At 70.1% G+C, this 21,828-nt stretch carries 17 protein-coding genes and 1 pseudogene; 11 read left to right on the forward strand and 7 right to left on the reverse strand.

Features of this window, described 5'->3' with window-relative positions:
- Positions 1-16 precede the first annotated feature (16 nt).
- Positions 17-2,077, reverse strand: coding sequence for an amylo-alpha-1,6-glucosidase (locus HJG52_RS03985; protein ID WP_171242225.1), 2,061 nt, complete (start codon positions 2,075-2,077; stop codon positions 17-19).
- 180 nt (positions 2,078-2,257) lie between these two features.
- Between HJG52_RS03985 and HJG52_RS03990 the strand changes: the two genes are divergently transcribed.
- The 4 genes from HJG52_RS03990 (at position 2,258) to HJG52_RS04005 (ending at position 6,636) form a co-directional block, all read left to right on the forward strand.
- Positions 2,258-3,352 carry a substrate-binding domain-containing protein gene (locus tag HJG52_RS03990; protein WP_171242226.1) on the forward strand — a complete coding sequence of 365 codons (1,095 nt, stop codon included), beginning with the start codon at positions 2,258-2,260 and terminating at the stop codon, positions 3,350-3,352.
- A complete protein-coding gene (locus HJG52_RS03995) occupies positions 3,349-4,593 on the forward strand; it encodes a sugar ABC transporter substrate-binding protein (protein WP_171242227.1) in 1,245 nt (414 codons plus the stop codon). The genes HJG52_RS03990 and HJG52_RS03995 overlap by 4 nt, the downstream gene beginning before the upstream one ends.
- Before the next feature lie 121 nt (positions 4,594-4,714).
- Positions 4,715-5,788 (forward strand): carbohydrate ABC transporter permease, encoded by a 1,074-nt coding sequence (locus HJG52_RS04000; protein WP_240977160.1) that lies wholly within the window; start codon positions 4,715-4,717, stop codon positions 5,786-5,788.
- Positions 5,785-6,636, forward strand: coding sequence for a carbohydrate ABC transporter permease (locus tag HJG52_RS04005; RefSeq protein ID WP_171242228.1), 852 nt, complete (start codon positions 5,785-5,787; stop codon positions 6,634-6,636). The genes HJG52_RS04000 and HJG52_RS04005 overlap by 4 nt, the downstream gene beginning before the upstream one ends.
- 24 nt (positions 6,637-6,660) lie before the next feature.
- On the opposite strand, the gene HJG52_RS20565 is transcribed toward HJG52_RS04005, so the two are convergent.
- Entirely contained in the window at positions 6,661-7,119 is a 459-nt protein-coding gene (locus tag HJG52_RS20565) for a hypothetical protein (RefSeq protein WP_240977161.1), read from the reverse strand.
- A 90-nt stretch (positions 7,120-7,209) separates the two neighbouring features.
- On the opposite strand from HJG52_RS20565, the gene HJG52_RS04015 reads away from it, so the two are divergent.
- The 5 genes from HJG52_RS04015 (at position 7,210) to HJG52_RS04035 (ending at position 12,976) form a co-directional block, all read left to right on the forward strand.
- Positions 7,210-7,776 (forward strand): DinB family protein, encoded by a 567-nt coding sequence (locus HJG52_RS04015; protein WP_171242229.1) that lies wholly within the window; start codon positions 7,210-7,212, stop codon positions 7,774-7,776.
- A 43-nt stretch (positions 7,777-7,819) separates the two neighbouring features.
- Positions 7,820-9,253, forward strand: coding sequence for a magnesium chelatase ATPase subunit I (locus tag HJG52_RS04020; RefSeq protein ID WP_346767556.1), 1,434 nt, complete (start codon positions 7,820-7,822; stop codon positions 9,251-9,253).
- A complete protein-coding gene (locus HJG52_RS04025; RefSeq protein ID WP_171242230.1) occupies positions 9,246-11,264 on the forward strand; it encodes a vWA domain-containing protein in 2,019 nt (672 codons plus the stop codon). Before HJG52_RS04020 ends, HJG52_RS04025 begins: the two co-directional genes overlap by 8 nt.
- Before the next feature lie 265 nt (positions 11,265-11,529).
- Positions 11,530-12,465 (forward strand): SGNH/GDSL hydrolase family protein, encoded by a 936-nt coding sequence (locus HJG52_RS04030; RefSeq protein WP_171242231.1) that lies wholly within the window; start codon positions 11,530-11,532, stop codon positions 12,463-12,465.
- 139 nt (positions 12,466-12,604) lie between these two features.
- Entirely contained in the window at positions 12,605-12,976 is a 372-nt protein-coding gene (locus HJG52_RS04035) for a nucleoside triphosphate pyrophosphohydrolase (protein WP_171242232.1), read from the forward strand.
- 110 nt (positions 12,977-13,086) lie between these two features.
- Here the strand turns inward: HJG52_RS04035 and acnA are convergent, their stop codons facing one another.
- The 3 genes and pseudogenes from acnA to HJG52_RS04050 form a co-directional block, all read right to left on the reverse strand.
- Complete coding sequence (gene acnA / locus HJG52_RS04040; RefSeq protein WP_171242233.1) at positions 13,087-15,870, reverse strand: aconitate hydratase AcnA; 2,784 nt, start codon at positions 15,868-15,870, stop codon at positions 13,087-13,089.
- Between the two features lie 129 nt (positions 15,871-15,999).
- Positions 16,000-17,334, reverse strand: a complete 1,335-nt coding sequence (locus HJG52_RS04045; RefSeq protein WP_171242234.1) for a class I SAM-dependent RNA methyltransferase — start codon at positions 17,332-17,334, stop codon at positions 16,000-16,002.
- Positions 17,331-19,340 (reverse strand): annotated as a pseudogene (locus tag HJG52_RS04050) (APC family permease). Before HJG52_RS04050 ends, HJG52_RS04045 begins: the two are co-directional and overlap by 4 nt.
- Before the next feature lie 91 nt (positions 19,341-19,431).
- Here HJG52_RS04050 and HJG52_RS04055 point away from each other — a divergent pair.
- Both HJG52_RS04055 and HJG52_RS04060 read left to right on the forward strand, forming a co-directional pair.
- Positions 19,432-20,100, forward strand: coding sequence for an NAD-binding protein (locus tag HJG52_RS04055; RefSeq protein WP_171242235.1), 669 nt, complete (start codon positions 19,432-19,434; stop codon positions 20,098-20,100).
- A 15-nt stretch (positions 20,101-20,115) separates the two neighbouring features.
- A complete protein-coding gene (locus HJG52_RS04060; protein ID WP_171242236.1) occupies positions 20,116-20,796 on the forward strand; it encodes a potassium channel family protein in 681 nt (226 codons plus the stop codon).
- On the opposite strand, the gene HJG52_RS04065 is transcribed toward HJG52_RS04060, so the two are convergent.
- Both HJG52_RS04065 and HJG52_RS04070 read right to left on the reverse strand, forming a co-directional pair.
- Positions 20,759-21,451 (reverse strand): DUF3159 domain-containing protein, encoded by a 693-nt coding sequence (locus HJG52_RS04065; RefSeq protein WP_171242237.1) that lies wholly within the window; start codon positions 21,449-21,451, stop codon positions 20,759-20,761. The two genes, HJG52_RS04060 and HJG52_RS04065, sit on opposite strands and share 38 nt — an antisense overlap.
- Entirely contained in the window at positions 21,441-21,824 is a 384-nt protein-coding gene (locus tag HJG52_RS04070) for an OB-fold nucleic acid binding domain-containing protein (RefSeq protein WP_171242238.1), read from the reverse strand. Before HJG52_RS04070 ends, HJG52_RS04065 begins: the two co-directional genes overlap by 11 nt.
- Positions 21,825-21,828: the final 4 nt, after the last annotated feature.

Genomic DNA, 21,828 nt, shown 5'->3' on the forward strand with positions numbered 1-21,828 from the left:
AGGCAACTGCCTGAGTCTAAGCGGAGTGGACCACCGACACCGAGTCGGGCAGGCCGCTGACCTCCACCTTCCCGGCCTGGTCGACCACGACCTCGAACGGCACGGTCCCCCACCGCAGCCCACGCACGCTCAACGCGCCGAAGGGTGCCGTCGCCGGTGGCCGCACCATGAGCCGGCCACCGGGGAAGTCCGCCTCGAGGCCGAGCGCAGAGGTCAGGAGGGCACCGACCGACGCCGCCGACCAGGCCTGGGGCCGGCACGAGGCGGGGTACGGCGCCGGGGCGTCGATGAGCGGCGTGCCGGAGTAGAGCTCGGGCCAGCGGCGGTCGAATGCCGCGCCGGAGGCGACGAGGGTCTGTGCGACAGCGCCGGCGAGGTCGCCGAGACCCTCACGGGACAGGCCGATCGCGGCGATGGCCGTGTCGTGGGTCCAGATCGACCCGGTGTGGTAGCCGATCGGGTTGAACCCGCCGGTGTCCGTCGACATCGTGCGGATGCCGAACCGGTCGAGCAGCCCGGGCGAGGTGAGCCGGTCCGCGACGACCTTGGCCTCGTCGGGTGTCAGCGCGCCGGTGCCGAGGACGTGGCCCATGTTCGAGCCCACGCCGTCGACCGGCGCAGCCCCACCGTCGAGCGCCATCGCGAGGTAGCGACCGTCGGCGTCCTCGACCCAGAAGCGGTCGCGGATCCGCTCGGTGACGTCCTGCGCCTCGGCTCGCCAGCGGGCAGCCCCTTCGACGCCCAGTGCGTCGAGGAGGTCAGCCGCGCCGGAGAGCGCCTCCACGGCATACGCCTGGGCCTCGACGAGCGCGATGGGCGCCTCGGCGACGCGGCCGTCCCGCATGCGCATGGAGTCGCCGGAGTCCTTCCAGCCCTGGTTGGCGAGGCCGTGACCGCTGGTGTCGATGTACTTCAGCAGCCCGTCGGAATCGGGTCGGCCGGGCCCCGTGAGCCAACCGAGTGCCGCCTCGAGGTTGGGGAGCAGCGCGCGCACCTGGTCCTCGGGCAGGCCCCAGCGCCAGGCGTCGACGAGGAGACAGACCCACAGCGCCGTCGCGTCGACGGTGCCGTAGTAGAGCGGCGGGAGCTGCATGGTCTCGCCGGGCGCCCCGTATGCCGTGCGGCGCACCTCGTGCGCGATCTTGCCGGGCTGTTCGGCCGTCTCGGTGTCGTCCTTGGTGCCCTGACGTCGCGCGAGGGCGCGCAGCGTGCCGGCGGCGAGCTCGGTGCCGAAGGGCAGGGTCAGCCGCGCGGCCCAGATCGAGTCACGACCGAAAAGCGTGAGGTACCAAGGGGTTCCGGCAGCAGCGAACACGTCGTCCGGACCCATGGGGTCACGCAGCAGCAGGTGCCTCAGGTCGGCCAGCGACTCGGTCACGAGCGGTCCGAGACGCGGGTCGTCGGCCTCGACCGCGACGTCGTCCCATGCGACGGCGTCGAGCCCGGGGTCCGCGTCGAGCGCGCTCGTCTGGCGCCGGGTGGTCTCGACGGAGACGGTGAGCTCGAGCGCGCCACCGGGCGCCAGCTCGAAGGCCTGCTCGGCCTTTCCCACGCCACCGTCACAGGTCGTCGACGCGTCGACCCGGATGCTCACCGTGTGCCGTGGCGTGTCGATCCGCAGGCCCCCTCCCTCCGCGCCCACGGGGAGCAGCGGTCCGTCGAGGCGGCCCGACTTGACCGTGGCGATGTCGGCACCGTCGGCGCCGAGCTCGACCCGCAGCACCCCCGTCACCGGCGTCGCCGCGCGCGACACGACCCGCACCGTCTCGGCCAGGCCGCCGTCAACCAGCTCGCGGGAGCGCTGCACCTCGACCGTCGGGTCGGCACCGGGGTCGCCGAGGTCCCTCGCCGAGGAGAGGAACTGCGCACGACCGGCACGCGCCTGCCCGCCCACGGCGCTGGGCTCGACACCGCTGACCGTCACGACCAGCCGGCTGAGCACGCGTTCGTCGTCGACGTAGAGGCCCTGGGCCGTGCCCGTCCGGACCTGCCCGTCCTGCGCGGAGAGCAGGGTCACGTTGCCCCGCACCGTGGTGGCCAGGTCGTGCAACCACGGTTGGCGGTACGGACTGGCCATGAGGGCGGCTCCTTCGACACTGACGACGGAATGCTTGACGGGTGGTCCCGGCTGGGCCATTCTTCCGGTGGACACGATTTGAACGTTCAAATCCGGTGGTTCGGGCAACCGTCCCACCACTGACCAGCACTTCGCAAGGGAGCGAACGTGGCGACGAGACCGGCACGGCAGGGCGATCGGGTGACGATCGTCGACGTCGCCGCGGCGGCCGGCGTCTCCCGCCAGACGGTGAGCAACGCGCTCAACAAGCCGCACCTGCTCGCGGCCGAGACCCTGGAGAAGGTCCACGCCGCCATCAACGACCTCGGCTTCGCCCCGAACGTGGCAGCCCAGCAGCTGCGCCGCCGGCGGGCCAGCGCGTACGGCTTCGAGGTCAACCCCTCCGGCGCCGGGCGCATGGGGCACATCCTCGACGGCTTCCTCGTCGAGATGACCGCGGCCGCTCCGGACCACGCCGCCCACCTCGTGACCTTCGCCCCCGAGCTCGACCGGCTGATCGAGGGCTACGACCGGCTCCTCGGCACCGGCCTCGTCGACGGCTTCGTCCTCGGCGACACCCGCCACGGTGATCCGCGGCCCGACTGGCTCCTCGAGCAGGGCGTGCCGTTCGTGACGTTCGGGCGGATCTGGGACCGGCCCGACCTCGACGGCTGGGTCGACGTCGACGGCCGCGCCGGCGTGCGCCTCGGTGTCGAGCACCTGCTGTCGCAGGGGTACGAGCGGGTCGCCTGGCTCGGCTGGCCCGACGGCTCCCCCGTCGGTGACGACCGCCGCGCCGGGTGGCTCGACGGGCTGACCGCCTCGGGCCACGACGCCGATGCGTCGATGGCCGTCGAGTCGGTGCAGGACCTCTCGCAGGCCACTGCCGCGGCCGAGCGGCTGCTGCGCGGGCTGAAGGGCCGCGGCGCCATCGTCTGCGCATCGGATCTGTTGGCCCTCGGCGCAATCCGCGCGATCCGCAACCACGACCTGCGGCTCGGCACCGACATCGGCGTCGTCGGCTTCGACGACACCGACGTGGCCGAGGCCCTCTCCCTCACCAGCCTGAGACAGCCGCTGCGGCCCGCGGCGGAGGCCGCCTGGCGCATCCTCGCCAGCGGCCACCAGAGCCGGCCACACGGCATACCCGGCGCCGCGGCCACGGACGACGAGGGCGACGGCCACGCCGAGAGGACCGCCCTCCTGCCACCCACCCTGACCATCCGTGCGAGCAGCACACCAGAGCCGTCCGGCACCCCCACCGGACGCACCACCCGAAGGAGCAGCACATCATGAGGCGCACCCCCATCCTCGCCGTCGCCCTGGCGGCCACCTCCGCACTCGCCCTGAGTGCCTGTGGCGGAGGCGGCGGCTTCAGCAGCAACTCGGCCACCCAGAACTCCAAGAGCGGTCCGGTCAAGCTGACCATGATGATCGGCAGCTCCGGTGACGCCGAGACGGCCGCGGTCAAGGAGGCCACCTCGGCCTGGGCGAAGAAGACCGGCAACACCGTCGAGGTCATCGCGGCCTCCGACCTCGGGCAGCAGCTCGGCCAGGCGTTCGCCAGCTCGAGCCCGCCCGACCTCTTCTACACCGACGCCTCGAAGATCGGCACCTATGCCAAGGCGGGCAACCTCTTCGCCTATGGCGACCAGGTCAAGGACGCCGGGTTCGTCGACTCGCTCGTGCAGTCGTTCACCTACGACGGCAAGTTCTACTGCGCGCCGAAGGACTCCTCGACGCTCGGGCTGCAGATCAACACCGACCTGTGGAAGAAGGCCGGACTCACCGACGCCGACATCCCCAAGGACTGGGCCGGCCTCGAGACCGTCGCCAAGAAGCTCACCTCGGGCAACGTCACCGGCCTGGTCATCGGCAACGACATCAACCGCTCCGGCGCGTTCATGAAGCAGGCCGGCGGCTGGGTCGTCACCGACGGCAAGATGAGCGCCGACGCCGCCGGCAACCTCCAGGGCCTGCAGGAGGTGCAGAAGATGATGAAGGACGGGTCCCTCAAGTTCAACACCCAGACCAAGCCGGCCGCGGGCTGGGGTGGCGAGGCGTTCGGCAAGGGCCTGGCCGCCATGACCATCGAGGGCAACTGGATCGCCGGTGGCATGAAGGACTTCCCCAACATCAAGTACAAGACCGTCGAGCTGCCGGCCGGCCCGGCCGGCAAGGGCACCCTGACGTTCACCAACTGCTGGGGCATCGCAGCCAAGTCGCCCAACCAGGCGCAGGCCGTCGAGCTGGTGAAGTCACTCATCACGCCCGAGCAGCAGATGAAGTTCGCCGACGCGTTCGGCGTCATGCCGTCGACGACCGAGGGCCTCAAGCAGTTCGGTGAGAAGTACCCGGACAGCAAGGCCTTCGTGGACGGCGCGGCCTACGGGCAGGGACCGGTCAACCTCGCCGGCCTCGACGAGGTCATCGGCAAGTTCAACAGCCAGCTCGGGACCATGACCGGCACCTCCGGCGACCCGAAGGCATGGCTGTCCGACCTGCAGAAGAACGGCACCGCCGCACTCGCCGGCTGACCCGTCCGGCCCGACTCCCCCCGATCGCGGGCGGCGTGCGAACGACCCTCATCTCGCACGCCGTCCGCTCCCACCCGGCCTACCCACCCGGCAGACCCACCCGGCATACCCAGGAGAAGTGATGAGGAGAACCACCCCCGGTGGCAAGGGAATTCGCGGCCGCGAGGGCATCGCCGGATGGCTGTTCGTCAGCCCGATGATCATCATCCTCGGCCTGTTCCTCGTCATCCCGGTCGTCATGGCCCTGTGGGTGAGCCTCACCAACTGGAACGGCTCGGTGAACCCGTTCCAGGGCGGCCCGGGCGCGCAGTTCGTGGGGGTGCGCAACTACACCGACCTGTTCGCCAAGGACGGCCTGACCCGCTCGAACTTCATGCAGTCGATCGGCAACACGTTCTGGTACGTGCTGTTCGTCGTGCCGCTGCAGACCGCACTCGCGCTCGGCCTGGCGCTGCTGGTCAACACCAAGATGCTCAAGGCCAAGGGCTTCTTCCGCACCGCCTTCTACTTCCCGTCGGTCACGAGCTCGATCGCGATCTCGACGGTCTTCCTCTTCCTGTTCTCCTCCACCGGTGCCGTCAACGCGCTCCTCGGGGCGATCGGCCTCGGGCAGCCCAACTGGTTCAGCGACTCCCGCGGCCTGGTCCACCTGCTGTTGGGTGCCGTCGGCGTCGACAACCCGTCGTGGGCGCAGGGTGAGGTCCTCGGGCGCACGCTGTGGGACTGGTTCTCGGGCCCGTCGGTGGCGCTGACGGTCATCATCTTCCTCGTCGTCTGGACGACCTCGGGCACGTTCATGCTGATGTTCATCGCGGCACTGCAGGACCTGCCGGTCGAGGTCGACGAGGCGGCCGCGCTCGACGGCACGAGCGGCTGGCAGAAGCTGCGCCACGTGACGATCCCGATGATCCGGCCCACGCTCTTCCTCGTCATCACCCTCGGCCTCATCGGCACGTGGCAGGTGTTCGACCAGATCTACGTCATGGGCAAGGGCAACCCGGACGGCACGACGCTGACCCCGGCCTACCTCAGCTACCAGCAGAGCTTCGGCAACTTCAAGTACGGCTCGGGTGCGGCCATGGCGTTCGTCGTCTTCGCGATCATCGTCGTCCTCACCCGCATCCAGCGCTGGGCTCTCTCCGACAAGGACGAGCGCCGACCACTCCTGCGCCGGCGGAAGGCGGTCACCCGATGAACCGCCGCGTCTCCCCCGTCAAGCAGGTCGTCCTCTACGTGGCGCTGGTGCTCTTCGCGATCCTGTTCATCTACCCGTTCTTCATCCAGATCGCGACGTCGTTCAAGACCGACCCCGACGCCGCCGCCCACCCGTTGTCGCTCATCCCGAACCCGTTCGACCTGCACGCGTGGAAGCAGATCTTCGGCCAGGGCTCGGCGTCCGTGCCGTTCCTCACCTGGATGAAGAACTCGGTCGTCATCGCCGTGGTGGTGACGGTCGCGCGAGTCTTCCTCGACAGCCTCGCCGGATATGCGTTGTCCCGCTTGCGTTTTCGCGGCCGAGGCTTCGTCTTCGCCGCGCTCCTCGCGGTGATGAGCGTGCCCAGCGTCGCGCTGTTGATCCCCAAGTTCCTCATGGTGAACTACCTCGGGATCTACGACACCTACACCGCGATGATCCTGCCCCTGATCGTCGACGGCGCGGGCGTCTTCATCATGAAGCAGTTCTTCGACTCGGTGCCAGTCTCCATCGAGGAGGCGGCCCGCATGGACGGCGCGTCCATCTTCCGCACCTTCTGGTCGGTGGTGCTGCCGATGGCGCGACCGGCGCTGATCACCCTGACGATCCTGTCGTTCCAGGGGTCGTGGAACGAGTTCACGCACTTCCTCGTGACCACCCAGTCCCTGGAGCACAAGACCCTCGTGACGGGTCTCGCCAGCCTCGTCAGCGGCCAGCTCGGCACCGGCACGCAGTACCCGCTCAAGCTCGGCGCCGCCCTGCTCACGACGATCCCGGTTGCGGTGATCTTCTTCGCCCTCCAGCGCTACTTCATCCGTGGCGCCAACGAGGGCGGCGTCAAGGGCTGACGTGACCTCCTCGGTCGCCTGGCGTCACAGCCGGGGTACGTAGCGCCTGCCCTGGAGGGCGTCGTGGAGCAACCCGGCGCTGCGCCGGGCGGCGAGCAGCCGCACCCCCTCGGCCTCGAGGTCGCGCAGCACCTCGGCCAGCGCCTCGGCACCGAGGTGGTCGCCGAGCTCGACGCGCACCTCGCGGTAGGCCTGCCGCATCGCGACCAGCTGCGCGTCGATGTGGCGAGTCGCCAACCAGGCCAACGCGATCGGGTGCCGCCGCCACGCGGCATACCGCCGGTAGTCGGCCGGGCAGAAGTCGAGCAGCCACGAGACCGCCGGCACCTGCCAGCCCTCCTGCTCCGGGGGCGGCACGAGCGGTGGCCAGCCGGGCGGGACGGCCGCGGCCCGCGGACGATCGGGTATGCCGCGGGGCCGGCTCCCGTGGTCACCTCGGGGCGCGCTCGACCCGGTTGCGGTGCCGGGCCGAGCGTCGAACATGCGTTCGATATTAGGCCATCGCGGCCCCTCGGGTGAACTGCTTCGGAATCCGGTCAGGACCTGACCGGAACGGCTCCTATCGTCGGTGGCATGACGACGAACCCCACCGCCCAGACCCCGTCCGACCAGAGCCTCACCACTGAGCGCGCCGACCTCGTCGAGACGTTGCGCCGGCACCGCGACTTCCTGCGCACCACGGCCGCCGGCCTCACCGATGACCAGGCCCGCACCCGCTCGACCGTGAGCGAGCTGACCGTCGGCGGGCTCATCAAGCACGTCGCCCAGACCGAGCGGCAGTGGGCGACCTTCATGCGCGAGGGCGCGGGCAGCGCACCCGACATCGACTGGGAGTCCATCGACTGGTCCAACCCGCCCGCGGAGATCGCGGCGTTCCAGGACTCCCACCGGATGCTCGAGGACGAGACGCTCGAGGCGCTCCTGGCCGAGTACGCGCAGGTGGGCGAGGAGACCGACTGGCTCGTGGCCACCCTCGACCTCGACACGCGGTACGACTTGCCGAAGGCCCCGTGGTTCGCGCCGGGCCAGCAGTGGTCGGTGCGCCGGGCGGCCATGCACATCGTCGCCGAGACCAGCCAGCACGCCGGCCACGCCGACATCATCCGCGAGGCGATCGACGGCCAGAAGACCATGGGCTGACCCCGGCATACCCAAATCGCGGCAACGGAGTTAGCGTGATTTGGTGACGCACCCCGCACCCGAGACCACGTCCACCTCCACCACTTCCCAGTCCTCTCCCCCCGACCCCCGGACCCTCGGCCAGCTGCGCGAGTCCGGCCACGAGAGCAAGCCGCTGCGGCAGGAGATCCGCGACAACCTCGTCGCGAAGCTCGCCGCCGGCGAGGACCCGTGGCCGGGCCTGCACGGCTTCGAGGACACGGTGATCCCCCAGCTCGAGCGCGCCCTGCTGGCCGGTCACGACATCGTCCTGCTCGGTGAGCGCGGCCAGGGCAAGACCCGGCTGCTGCGCAGCCTCGTCGGGCTGCTCGACGAGTGGACGCCCGTCATCGACGGCTCCGAGCTCGGCGAGCACCCCTACTCCCCCATCACCCCCGAGTCGGTCCGGCGGGTGGCCGAGCTCGGCGACGACCTCCCGGTGACGTGGCGCCACCGCGACGACCGGTATGCCGAGAAGCTCGCCACCCCGGACACCTCGGTCGCCGACCTCGTCGGTGACGTCGACCCCATGAAGGTCGCCGAGGGTCGCTCGCTGGGTGACCCCGAGACCATTCACTTCGGGCTGATTCCCCGCAGCCACAGGGGAATCGTCGCCATCAACGAGCTGCCCGACCTCGCCGAGCGCATCCAGGTCGCAATGCTCAACGTCATGGAGGAGCGCGACATCCAGATCCGCGGCTACGTGCTGCGGCTGCCGCTCGACGTCCTCGTCGTCGCCAGCGCCAACCCCGAGGACTACACCAACCGCGGGCGCATCATCACCCCGCTCCAGGACCGCTTCGGCGCCGAGATCCGCACCCACTACCCACGCGAGCTCGAGGCGGAGATGGCCGTGATCCGGCAGGAGGCCGACCTCGTCGCCGAGCTGCCCGACCACCTGGTCGAGATCCTGGCCCGGTTCACCCGCGGGTTGCGCGAGTCGTCGTCGGTCGACCAGCGATCGGGTGTCTCGGCGCGTTTCGCCATTGCCGGCGCGGAAACCGTTGCTGCTGCTGCACTTCACCGCGCCACGCGCCAGGGTGAGGACGAGGCTGTCGCCCGCGTCGTCGACCTCGACAGTGCTGTCGAGGTGCTCGGCGGCAAGATCGAGTTCGAGACCGGCGAGGAAGGCCGCGAGCAGGACATCCTCACCCACCTGCTGCGCACGGCGATTGCGGAGACCGCCCGCAGCCACCTCGGCGGCATCGACCTGGCGCTGCTGGTCTCCGCCCTCGAGGAGGGCGCGACGGTCACCACGGGTGAGCAGGTCACGGCACGGGACGTGCTGGCCGGCCTGCCCGTGCTGGGCGAGTCCGACCTCTACGACCAGGTCACCGACCGGCTCGGTGCGACGACCGACGGCACGCGCGCAGGCGCCATCGAGCTCGCCCTCGAGGCGCTCTACCTCGCCCGCCGCATCGACAAGGACAGCGCCGACGGAGAGACGGTCTATGGCTGAGCACCGCTCCCGATATGCGCGCTACACCGGTGGCCCCGACCCCCTCGCGCCGCCGGTCGACCTCGCCGACGCCCTCGACGCGATTGGTGAGGACGTCATGGCGGGCTACTCGGCCGAGCACGCGTTGCGCGAGTACCTGCGCCGCGGCGGTCGTGACCAGCGTGGCCTCGACGACCTCGCGGCGCGGGTGGCGCAGCGCAAACAGGAGCTGCTGCAACGGCATTCGCTCGACGGCACCATGCGTGAGGTGCGTGAGCTCCTCGATCGGGCGGTGCTCGAGGAGCGCAAGCAGCTGGCCCGCGACCTCGACGACGAGGCGCGGTTCGCCGAGATGCAGATCGAGAACCTGCCGCCGTCGACTGCCGGTGCGGTGAGCGAGCTGTCCGGCTACCAGTGGCGGTCGTCGTCGGCGCGAGCGGACTACGAACGGATCAAGGACCTGCTCGGGCGGGAGGCGCTGGACCAGCGGTTCGCCGGCATGAAGCAGGCGCTCGAGAACGCGAGCGACGAGGACCGTGCCGCGGTCCAGCAGATGCTCGCGGACCTCAACGACCTGCTCGCGGCACACCGGCGAGGGGACGACACGGCCGAGCAGTTCCGCGAGTTCATGGACAAGCACGGGGACTTCTTTCCCGAGAACCCGCAGGACGTCGACGAGCTCATCGACAGCCTGGCCGCCCGGTCCGCCGCCGCGCAGCGCATGCTCAACTCGATGACTCCGGAGCAGCGTGAGGAGCTCATGTCGTTGTCGGCACAGGCCTTTGGCAGTCCTGCGCTGATGGAGGCACTGTCCGAGCTCGACTCGAACCTGCAGGCGTTGCGACCCGGCGAGGACTGGGGCGGGTCGGAGCAGTTCGGCGGCTCCGAGGGTCTCGGGCTCGGGGACGGCACCGGGGCGTTCCAGGAGCTGGCATCGCTCGACCAGCTGAGCGAGCAGCTGTCGCAGGCCTACCCCGGCGCCCGGATGGACGACATCGACCTCGACGCCCTTGCCCGCCTCGTCGGGGAGGACGCCGCCGTCGATGCACGCACGCTGAACGAGCTGGAGCGCGCGCTGCGGGACTCGGGGCACCTCGGGCGCACGTCCGACGGTCAGCTTCGTCTGTCCCCCAAGGCAATGCGTCAGCTGGGCCGGGCCCTCCTGAGGGACGTCGCCGAGCGGCTGAGCGGGCGCCAGGGACAACGCGACACCCGCCAGGCCGGAGCCGCAGCCGAACCGAGCGGCGCCACCCGCGAGTGGCAGTTCGGCGACACCCAGCCGTGGGACGTGACCCGCACCGTCACCAACGCCGTCCTGCGCTCGGCGAGCGAGGGCGCGGACACGCGACACGGCTTACGCCTCGACATCCGCGACGTCGAGGTGCAGGAGACCGAGGCACGCTTCCAGGCCGCGGTCGCGCTGCTGGTCGACACGTCGTTCTCGATGGCCATGGACGGGCGGTGGGTGCCCATGAAACGCACCTCACTGGCGCTGCACCACCTGGTGCAGACGCGGTTCCGCGGCGACCACCTCCAGCTCATCGGGTTCGGGCGCCACGCCGAGGTCATGGAGATCGAGCAGCTCACCGCGCTGGAGGCGGAGTGGGCGAAGGGCACGAACCTGCACCACGCGTTGTTGTTGGCGCAGAGGCACTTTCGCAAGCACCCGACCGCGCAGCCGGTGCTGCTCGTGGTCACCGATGGCGAGCCGACGGCACACCTCGAACCCGACGGCGATGTCTACTTCGACTACCCACCGCACCCGCTGACCATCGCCTACACCGTGCGCGAGCTGGACGCCGTGGCCCGGATGGGTGCACAGGCGACGTTCTTCCGGCTCGGTGAGGACCCCGGCCTGGCGCGGTTCATCGAGTCGATGGCACGCCGCGTGCAGGGGCGCGTCGTCGCACCCGAGCTCGACGACCTCGGGGCGGCGGTCGTCGGCAGCTACCTGGGGTCGCGGGGCGCGGGCGGCTCGTACCGGGAGCACTTCGGCGACCTGTTCGGCACGCGCGGCTTCTGGGCCGGCTGAGGGCACCACGATCAGGGGCACGGCCCGGTGCGCGCGCCTGTGAGGGAAGTACGCCTCAGAGCAGGAGGCAGGGACGCGGCACCGGACCGGGCCCGATAGGGAGCATCACGGGGGTCTGCTCCCAGCTCTTGGGTCGGTCTCGCTCTCCCGGCTCATTCATTTGTACTAGTACGAGTGCACCACTGTCGCAGTCGATCGGCAAGGGCTTGCGCCGCTGCATAGTGTGGAACCGACCACTTGGCCGCCTGCCCGAGGGAGTTCGATGATGAGCACCGCGCCGCGCCGCTGGACCCGCGCGCTGACCACCGCCCTGTGGGCGGCCGCCGTCCTGGTGACCGGTCCCACCGCCGCATCCGTTGCGGCACAAGGCGACTCGGCTCCGGCAAAGGCCACCAACGCCGCGGCCACGCGCGGGCACGCAGGCGAGCCCGCGGCATACGAGCACTATGTCGCCCTCGGCGACTCCTACACCGCCGCGCCGCTCGTGCCGCAGCTGGACATCGCCGGCGGCTGCTACCGCTCGACGAACAACTACCCGTCCCTCGTCGCGAAGGCGCTCGACATCACCACGTTCGTCGACCGCAGCTGCAGCGGGGCGCAGACCAAGGACATGACCCAGTCCCAGCTCCCCGGCGTGGCACCGCAGTTCGACGCACTGACACCCGATGTCGACCTCGTGACCGTCAGCATCGGCGGGAACGACTTCACCGTCTTCGGGACGCTCGTCGGCTACTGCCCGACGCTACGTGCCTCCGACCCGACGGGCACGCCCTGCCGCGACGAGATGCGCAGTGACGGCCGCGACCGGCTGCTCGCCGACGTCCAGCAGACGCGCGAACGTGTCTCGGCAGTCGTCGCCGCCATCCGCGAGCGATCGCCGAACGCTCGCATCGTCGTCGTCGGTTACCCGCAGATCGCGCCGCGCCAGGGCACCTGCCCCGACCGCCTGCCCCTGGCCGACGGCGACGTCCGGTATGCCGTCCAGGTCAACAAGCGCCTCACCGACGCCCTGCGTCAGGCGGCCATGAGCAACCAGGCGGACTACGTCGACGTGTGGTCGGCGAGCCGGGACCACGACATCTGCTCGACCGACCCGTGGATCAACGGCCAGTACACCGATCCCAGCCGGGCGCAGAACTACCACCCCTTCGCGAACGAGCAGGTCGCCGTGGCCGGCCTCGTCGAGGACCTGCTGCGCTGACCCTCCCCCGCGGTTCGAGGTAATAGCGCCCCCGATTCCGGCGCACTATTACCTCGAACCGACTGCCGTCGACGCCCAGCAGCCCCACCCGTCACAGCCGCCGAAGCGAGCCTTCTGCGCTGGTCATAGGGTGTCCGACATGTCCGTTGTCGAACACCACAAGCTCGTCCGCGACCGGGTGCCGCAGCTCATCCGGTCCCGCGGCAGCGAGCCGATCACCCGCAGCCTCTCCCCCGACGAGTACCGCACCGCGCTGCTCGCCAAGCTCGTCGAGGAGGCCCAGGAGCTGCGTGATGCCACCGAAGCCGAGCGGCTGCCCGAGCTGGCCGACGTGTGGGAGGTCCTCACCAGCCTCCTCACCGAGCTCGACTTCTCCCTCGACGACGTGTCGCTGGCCGCGCAGTTCAAGCGCACCGTTCGTGGCGGTTTCGACGAGCGGGTCTTCCTCGTGACCACCTCCGACGACTCGGACCTCCGCGAGACCGACGAGCAGGAGCCCGTCCCCGCCTGAGCCGGCCGATCCGGCCCCGATCGCGACGAAAGGGGTATGCCGCGTGGTGACCACGCGGCATACCCCTCAGTTGTCGTGTGGGGACGAAACCCCATGCAGCAGAAGCGGACTCAGCTCGCGACGAGCGAACGGAGCACGTACTGCAGGATGCCGCCGTTGCGGTAGTAGTCGGCCTCTCCGGGGGTGTCGATGCGGACCACCGCGTCGAACTCCACGGTCTCGCCGCCGTCCTTGGTCGCGGTGACCTTGACCGTCTTCGGCGTCCGGCCCTCGTTGAGCTCGGTGATCCCGGTGATCGAGAACGTCTCGGTGCCGTCGAGGCCCAGCGAGTCGGCGTTCTGGCCCTGCGGGTACTGCAGCGGGATGACGCCCATGCCGATGAGGTTCGAGCGGTGGATGCGCTCGTAACTCTCGGCGATGACGGCGCGGACGCCCAGCAGGCGCGTGCCCTTGGCCGCCCAGTCACGCGACGAGCCCGAGCCGTACTCCTTGCCCGACAGGATCACCAGCGGCGTGCCGGCGGCGCGGTAGGCCTCCGCCGCGTCGTAGATCGTCGTCTGCTCACCGCCCTTGGTGAAGTCCCGCGTGAACCCGCCCTCGACGCCGTCGAGCAGCTGGTTCTTGAGGCGGATGTTGGCGAAGGTGCCGCGGATCATGACCTCGTGGTTGCCACGACGCGAGCCGTAGGAGTTGAAGTCCTTGCGGTCGACGCCGTGCTCGGCGAGGTACTTGCCGGCCGGGCTGTCGGCCTTGATCGAGCCGGCCGGGCTGATGTGGTCGGTCGTGACCGAGTCACCCAGCTTGGCCAGGACCCGCGCGCCCGAGATGTCCTCGACCGGAGCCGGCTCCATACCCATGCCCTCGAAGTACGGGGGCTTGCGCACGTAGGTCGAGTCGTCGGCCCACTCGAAGGTGTTGCCCTCCGGCGTCGGCAGCGACTGCCAGCGCTGGTCGCCGGCGAACACGTCGGCGTAGTCCTGGGTGAACATCTCCTGGTTGATCGAGGAGGCGATGGTGCGCTCCACGTCGTCTGGCGAGGGCCAGATGTCGCGCAGGAAGACGTCCGTGCCGTCGGTGCCCTGTCCCAGCGGCTCGTTCTCGAAGTCGAAGTCCATCGTCCCGGCGAGGGCATAGGCGATGACCAGCGGCGGCGACGCAAGGTAGTTCATCTTCACGTCGGGGTTGATGCGACCCTCGAAGTTGCGGTTGCCCGAGAGGACCGACGTCACGGCCAGGTCGTTCTCCTGGATCGCCGCCGAAATCTCCTCGTTCAGCGGGCCGGAGTTGCCGATGCAGGTGGTGCAGCCGTAACCCACCAGGTGGAAGCCGAGCTTCTCGAGGTAGGGCCACATGCCGGCCTTGTCGTAGTAGCCGGTGACGACCTTCGACCCGGGCGCCATCGAGGTCTTCACCCACGGCGCCACAGTGAGCCCGCGGTCCACGGCGTTCTTGGCCAGCATGGCCGCGGCCATCATGACCGACGGGTTGGAGGTGTTGGTGCACGACGTGATCGAGGCGATCGACACGATGCCGTGGTCGATCTCGAACGACGCACCGTCGGCGTTCGTGACGGTCACCTTCTTGCTCGGGCGGCCATTGCCGTCACCCTCCTCGGCGGGCTTGGTGCCGCCGTTGAGACCGTCCGGGCTGCCCTGCGGGGTCGGGTCGCTGGCCGGGAACGACGACGCGTCGCCGTCGGCACCCTCGTCGTGCGCGACGTACGTCGGCAGCACCTTGCGGAACGACTCCTTGGCGCCGGCCAGCTCGATGCGGTCCTGCGGACGCTTGGGGCCGGCGATCGACGGGACGACCGTGGACAGGTCGAGCTCGAGGTACTCGCTGTAGCGCGCCTCCTTGGAGGGGTCGAGCCACATGCCCTGCTCCTTGGCGTAGGCCTCGACCAGCGCGACCTGCTCGTCGGACCGGCCGGTGAGGCGCAGGTAGTCGAGCGTCACGTCGTCGATCGGGAAGATCGCACAGGTCGACCCGAACTCCGGGCTCATGTTGCCGATGGTCGCGCGGTTGGCCAGCGGCACCGCCGCCACGCCCTCGCCGTAGAACTCGACGAACTTGCCGACCACACCGTGCTCGCGCAGCATCTCGGTGATCGTCAGCACGACGTCGGTTGCCGTTGCGCCAGAAGGGATCTGGCCGGAGAGCTTGAAGCCGACGACCCGCGGGATGAGCATCGACACCGGCTGGCCGAGCATGGCCGCCTCGGCCTCGATGCCGCCGACGCCCCAGCCCAGCACACCGAGGCCGTTGACCATCGTCGTGTGCGAGTCGGTGCCGACGCAGGTGTCGGGGTAGGCCACCCCGTCGCGGTCGAAGACCACGCGCGCGAGGTGCTCGATGTTGACCTGGTGGACGATGCCGGTGCCGGGCGGCACGACCTTGAAGTCGTCGAACGCGCCCTGGCCCCAGCGCAGGAACTGGTACCGCTCGCCGTTGCGCTCGTACTCGATCTGGACGTTGCGCTCGAACGCATCCGGGCGACCGAAGACGTCGATGATCACCGAGTGGTCGATGACGAGCTCGGCCGGGCTGAGCGGGTTGATCTTGCTCGGGTCACCGCCGAGGTCGGCCACGGCCTCGCGCATGGTGGCGAGGTCGACGACACAGGGCACACCGGTGAAGTCCTGCATGATCACGCGCGCCGGCGTGAACTGGATCTCCGTGTCGGGCTCGGCGTCGGCCTTCCACGACCCGAGCGCGCTGATGTGGTCCTTGGTGATGTTGGCGCCGTCCTCGGTGCGCAACAGGTTCTCCAACAAGACCTTGAGGCTGTACGGGAGGGTGTCGCTGCCCTCGACCGCCGACAGCCGGTAGATCTCGTAGGAGTTGTCACCGACCTTCAGCTCACCGTGGGCGTTGAAGCTGTTCGTGCTGGCCACTTGCGGGCTCCTTCGATGCTCGGGTCCGACGTCTTCGTCCGTCACGATTTATCTTGACGTCAAGATATCACGTCGCGAGGACCGCCGCTGCCTTCGATCCTGCTCCACCCCACGCCCGAGCGAAACCCGTCAGGCCCCGTCTTCCGGGGGGTCGCCCGGCGCGAAGAGCGCGATGCACTCGACGTGGTGGGTCATGGGGAACGCGTCGAACGCGCGCAGGGCGCGCAGCGCATAACCGCGTTCGCGCAGGTATGCCGTGTCGCGGGCCAGCGCTGCCGGGTCGCAGGCGACGTAGGCGATGGCCCGGGCCCCCAGCCCCGCCACCTGGCCGCACACGCCCCGACCGGCACCGGTGCGCGGCGGGTCGAGGACGACGACGTCGGCAGTGGGCGGCAGGAGCGGGTTACGACGCAGCTTGCGCTGCCTGGTGGCACGCTGGCGTGCGGCCCCCTTGCGCGCGGGCCGGGCGACGCCGAAGGCGTCATCGACGCGTGCCCCCACGACAAGCGTCGACGGGTATGCCGCGAGGTTGCCCTCCGCGGCTCGCGTCGCCGACGCGTCGGACTCCACCGCGACGACGCGACCGGTCTCACCAACGCGGGAGGCGAGGGCGGCCGCGAAGAGGCCCACGCCGGCATACAGGTCGAGGGCCGTCTCGCCCGGTTGTGGGTCCAGCAGCTCGAGGACGACGTCGACGAAGGTCGCTGCGGCGCCCGGGTGCACCTGCCAGAAACCGCGCGCCGACACCTCGAAGTTTCCCGAGAAGCCTTGCGCAGCAACGGCTTCCGTCACCGTCGGCGATGCAACGGGTGCGCCGGGGTCGGACGGCACCGGCACCTCCACGACCTCGCCGACGGAGGGCGCCACCACGTCGACGGCCCGCTCCCCCGGCCACGTGCGCCCGAGGACGCCGGTCGCCAGCACCCGCGGGTCGGCGATCAGACAGGTGTCGACGGGGACCACCTCGTGCGAGCGGTACCGGTGCAGACCGGGCACTCCGGCCTCGTCGACCGCGAACTCGACGCGCGTACGCCACCCCAGGCCTGACGGCATCTCACCTTGCGCCTCGGCCGGCACCGGCAGCGGCTCGACGACCAGTCCGTGCACCAGGTCGCGGTGCAGCCCGGCCAAGCGCTCCAGCTGCTCGCGCACCACCGCCGCCTTCAGGTCCCGTTGGTACGCAACGTCGGCCTGCTGGAAGTCGCACCCACCGCACTGCCCCGGGACGGCATACCGACACGGGGGCGGCACCCGGTGCGGACTCGGCGTCAGCACCTCGACCGCCTCGGCGCGCACGAACCGCTGCCCCTCGCGCGCCTCGGTCACCCGGGCGAGTACCCGCTCCCCCGGCAGAGCCAGCCGGACGAAGACGACCCGGCCCTCGTGCCGCGCGACGCAGAAGCCGCCGTGGGCGACCGGTCCGACGTCGAGCTCGACCTCGTCGCCGACCCGCAGCTCGCTCACTGACCCAGGCGGACCGAGCCGGCCGTGGGGCCGTCGAACCGCTCCTCCTGGCCCTCCGAGGACTCGAGCTGCCACGGCACGCTTGCCACCATCACGCCCGGCGTGAAGAGCAGACGACCCTTGAGCCGCAACGCACTCTGGTTGTGCAGCACCTGCTCGTACCACTTCCCGAGGACGTACTCGGGGATGTAGACGATGACGACGTCACGCGGGTGGCCAGAGCGGATCGACTTCACGTAGTCGACGATCGGACGCGTGATCTCGCGGTACGGCGAGTCGAGCACCTTGAGCGGCACCGGGATCTCACGCCGGTCCCACTCCTCCTGCAGGGCCTTGGTCTCGTCGGGCTAGACGTTGACCGTGACGGCCTCGAGCCGGTTCGGGCGGGTGGCGCGCGCGTAGGCGAGCGCACGCAGCGTCGGCTTGTGGATCTTGGAGACCAGCACGATGGCGTGCACCCGGCTGGGGAGCAGCTGCTGCTCGACGTCGTCCTCGCTCACCCGCAGCTCGTCCCGCACCCGGTCGTAGTGCTTGTGGATGCGCAGCATGATGAAGAAGAGCACCACCATCGCCGCGATGGCGTACCCGGCGCCGTGGACGAACTTGGTCAGCAGCACCACGACGAGCACCGTGCCCGACATCGTCGCGCCCACGGCGTTGATGACCCGGCTGCGCATCATCCGGGCCCGCTCGGACTTGTCCCGCTCCAGCCGCAGGTGCCGGTTCCAGTGCTTGATCATGCCGATCTGGCTCAGCGTGAACGACACGAAGACACCGACGATGTAGAGCTGGATCAGCTTCGTCACCTGGGCGTCGTACAGGATGATCAGGAAGGCGGCGGCACCGGCGAGGATGAGGATGCCGTTGGAGAACGCGAGGCGGTCACCGCGGGTGTGCAGCTGGCGCGGCAGGTAGCCATCCTTGGCCAGGATCGAGCCCAGCACCGGGAACCCGTTGAATGCCGTGTTGGCGGCGAGGATGAGAATGACGCCGGCCACGATGGACACGAGGATCACGCCGGGCTGGAAGCCCTGGAACACGGCCTTGGAGACCTGGCCCATGATCGTGTCCTGGACGTAGTCGGCCGGGACCGGTTTGCCGTTGGCCTGGATCAGCTGCTTCTGCGGGTCCTCGGCGTACTTGATGCCGGTGGCCTTGGCGAGCAGCAGCATCGACATGAGCATGGTGACGGCGATGAGGCCCATCATCAGCAGGGTCGTCGCGGCGTTCTTGGACTTGGGCTTCTGGAAGGCCGGGACGCCGTTGGAGATCGCCTCCACACCGGTGAGCGCGGCACAGCCGGAGGAGAAGGCGCGCAGCAGCAGGAACATCATCGCGAACTGTCCGAGTGACTCGAAGCCCGCTTCGGGCGCCAGCCGCAGCGACGCGCTCTCCGCCTGCGGCAGGTTGCCGCCGAGCTCGCGGATGAGCCCGACGACACCCATGCCGATGACGCTGAGCATGAAGAGGTAGACCGGGATCGCGAAGGCCTGGCCGGACTCGCGCACGCCGCGCAGGTTCATCGCGGTGAGCAGCGCGACCAGCGCGACCGCCACCCACACCTCGTGCCCGCGGATGAACGGCAGCGCCGCCGCGGCGTTCTGCACACCGGAGGAGATCGACACCGCGACGGTCAGCACGTAGTCGACCAGCAGCGCAGAGGCCACCGTCAGGCCGGCCTTCGGGCCGAGGTTGGTGTTGGCCACCTCGTAGTCGCCACCGCCGGAGGGGTAGGCGTGGACGTTCTGCCGGTAGGAGGCGACCACGACGAGCATGACGGCGACGACGCACAGGCCGATCTGCCACGAGTGCGTCAGCGCGAGGAACCCGCCGGCGAGGCCGAGGGTCAGGAAGATCTCGTCGGGCGCGTACGCCACCGACGACAGTGCGTCGCTGGCGAAGATGGGTAGCGCGAGCTTCTTGGGCAGCAGCGTCTCGCCGAGGCGGTCACTGCGCATCGCACGTCCGACGAGCACACGCTTGAGGACGCGTCCGGGGGTAGACACGGCGAACACTCTAGGGCGCGCCGATGGGTGTTGCGCGCCACCCCGGAGACCAGCACCACCGGGTGGACGGTGCCGGTGTAGCGTCGGCGTCGTGCATTTCGTGATCATGGGCTGCGGCCGCGTCGGCTCGTCGCTCGCCCTCAGCCTCGAGGCCCAGGGCCACGACGTCGCCGTCATCGACCAGGAGGAGTCGGCGTTCCGCCGGCTCGGCTCGGCCTTCGAGGGCCGGCGCATCACCGGGGTCGGCTTCGACCGCGACACCCTCGAGGAGGCCGGCATCCGCGACGCCTACGCGTTCGCGGCCGTCTCCAGCGGTGACAACTCCAACATCCTGGCCGCGCGGGTCGCCCGCGAGACCTTCGGCGTCGAGCACGTCGTGGCCCGCATCTACGACCCCGGCCGCGCCGAGGTCTACCAGCGGCTCGGCATCCCCACGGTGGCCACGGTCAAGTGGACCGCCGACCAGATGCTGCGCCGGCTGCTGCCCCAGGGCCACGTGCCCGAGCTGGTCGACCCGTCGGGCAACGTCGTCATCGCCGAGGTGCCCGTCAACCCGGGCTGGGTCGGCCGGCGCATCAGCGACCTCGAGGAAGCGACCGGGTCGCGCGCGGCGTACCTCACCCGCCTCGGCGCGGCGATCCTGCCCGGCGCCGACACGGTGTTCCAGGAAGGTGACCTCGTGCACCTCGCGACCCTCGCCGGTGAGCTGGCCGGGGTCGAACGCACCCTCGACGCACCGCCCGCCCCGAGCGACCACTGACCAGGAGGACCCTCAATGCGTGTCGTCATCGCCGGGGCCGGCAGCGTGGGCCGTTCGATCGCCCGCGAGCTGCTGCACAACGGCCACCAGGTGCTCCTCATGGACAAGGAGCGCAAGGAGATCCAGAGCCGCATCCCCGACGCCAGCTGGCTGCTCGCGGACGCCTGCGAGATCACCTCGCTGCGCGAGGCCGGGCTCGAGGACTGTGACGTCGTCGTCGCCGCCACCGGTGACGACAAGGTCAACCTCGTCGTCTCGCTGCTCGCCAAGACCGAGTTCGGGGTGCCCCGGACCGTGGCGCGCGTCAACAACCCGAAGAACGAGTGGATGTTCGACGAGGCCTGGGGCGTCGACGTCGCCGTGTCGACGCCGCGGCTCATGACCGCGCTCGTCGAGGAGGCCGTCAGCGTCGGCGACCTCGTGCGCATCTTCCAGTTCCAGCAGGGCGCGGCGACCATGGTCGAGCTCACCCTGCCGGCCGACAGCCCGTATGCCGGCAAGCGCGTCGGCGACGTCGACTTCCCCGGCGAGACCGTCCTCGTCGGCATCATCCGCGAGGACCACCCCATCGCCCCGAGCCGCGACGACTCACTGGAGCCGCACGACGAGCTGCTGTTCATCAGCACGCCCGACGTCGAGGACGAGCTCGAGTCGATGCTCAGCCCGGGTCAGCGGGTGCCGCGCTCGCAGGACTAGCCGCGGCGAGGTCGCTCGGCGTCCGCCCGCGGACGAGCAGCACCCCCATCACCGCCACCCCGGCGAGCCACAGCGGCCAGCCGAGGACGACCTTGGCGACGCCGAGCGCGGCCACCTGACCGGCGAGGTAGAGCGGCACCATGATCGCCAGCCGCACGGCGAACACGGCGATCAGCACGAGCGTGAGCCGGACGCACACGCGCACCAGACCGCGGTCGCGCCGCCACCCCAGCGGGTCCTCGGCGAGCTCGGGGTCGCCGGCCGCCACCATGAAGCCCACGAGCGGCCATCGGGTGACGACGGAGACGACCGCGACCGCAGCCATCACGGCATTCCAGATGATGCCCGGCAGGAACGCGTCCTCCGCGCGGCCGGAACGCAGCGCGAAGAAGGCGGCGATGGCCGTCGGGAACACCGCCTGCAGCACGTACTTGACGCTCTGGCGCTGCGCGATGCGCACGACCGCGAGCACCACGGTGGCGACCACAGCCGCACCGACGGCGGTGCGCAGGTCGTCGCGCCACACCCAGGCGATGACGAACGCCAAGGTCGGCAGCGCGGTCTCCAGCGAGCCGCGCCAACCGCCGAGGACGGCCGACAACCGGTGCCGGATGACCTCCTCGACGGTCGTGCCGGCCGGCTGGTCAGTGGGCACGCAGCGGGACGATCTCGTATGCCGGGTTGAAGATGGTCGGGGTGCCCTTGATCCAGGTGACCCGGCCGTTGGCGCGCACGTAGGTGCCGGGCTCGATCCCCGAGATGGTGCGCCGGCCTAGCCACACGAGGTTGATGGTGCGGCTGCCGTCGTAGAGGTCGACCACGAGGGCGGGCACGTTGACGCGCGGGCGCAACGTGACGGCCTTGACGGTGCCGGAGACGGTGGCCTCCTGCCGGTCGACGAGGTCACACATGCGGGTGCACCCCATCCGGGCCGAGTCCTCCTGGAGCTCGTCGGCCTCGATCTGGGTGACGGACTTGGTGAGTCGCTCCCCCAGCTTGCCCAGTGGGGTCTTGGTGTCGTGCGACATGTCG

The organism is Knoellia koreensis (assembly GCF_013041615.1).
GTDB classification, from domain to species: Bacteria; Actinomycetota; Actinomycetes; order Actinomycetales; family Dermatophilaceae; genus Pedococcus; species Pedococcus koreensis.

Coding starts and splice junctions, on each gene's coding strand:
- HJG52_RS03985 (WP_171242225.1), bottom strand. CDS start 2,077: ATGGCCAGTCCGTACCGCCAACCGTGGTTGCACGACCTGGCCACCACG.
- HJG52_RS03995 (WP_171242227.1), top strand. CDS start 3,349: ATGAGGCGCACCCCCATCCTCGCCGTCGCCCTGGCGGCCACCTCCGCA.
- HJG52_RS04005 (WP_171242228.1), top strand. CDS start 5,785: ATGAACCGCCGCGTCTCCCCCGTCAAGCAGGTCGTCCTCTACGTGGCG.
- HJG52_RS04060 (WP_171242236.1), top strand. CDS start 20,116: ATGCGTGTCGTCATCGCCGGGGCCGGCAGCGTGGGCCGTTCGATCGCC.
- HJG52_RS04000 (WP_240977160.1), top strand. CDS start 4,715: ATGAGGAGAACCACCCCCGGTGGCAAGGGAATTCGCGGCCGCGAGGGC.
- HJG52_RS20565 (WP_240977161.1), bottom strand. CDS start 7,119: ATGTTCGACGCTCGGCCCGGCACCGCAACCGGGTCGAGCGCGCCCCGA.
- HJG52_RS04035 (WP_171242232.1), top strand. CDS start 12,605: ATGTCCGTTGTCGAACACCACAAGCTCGTCCGCGACCGGGTGCCGCAG.
- HJG52_RS04030 (WP_171242231.1), top strand. CDS start 11,530: ATGAGCACCGCGCCGCGCCGCTGGACCCGCGCGCTGACCACCGCCCTG.
- HJG52_RS04015 (WP_171242229.1), top strand. CDS start 7,210: ATGACGACGAACCCCACCGCCCAGACCCCGTCCGACCAGAGCCTCACC.
- HJG52_RS04070 (WP_171242238.1), bottom strand. CDS start 21,824: ATGTCGCACGACACCAAGACCCCACTGGGCAAGCTGGGGGAGCGACTC.
- HJG52_RS04025 (WP_171242230.1), top strand. CDS start 9,246: ATGGCTGAGCACCGCTCCCGATATGCGCGCTACACCGGTGGCCCCGAC.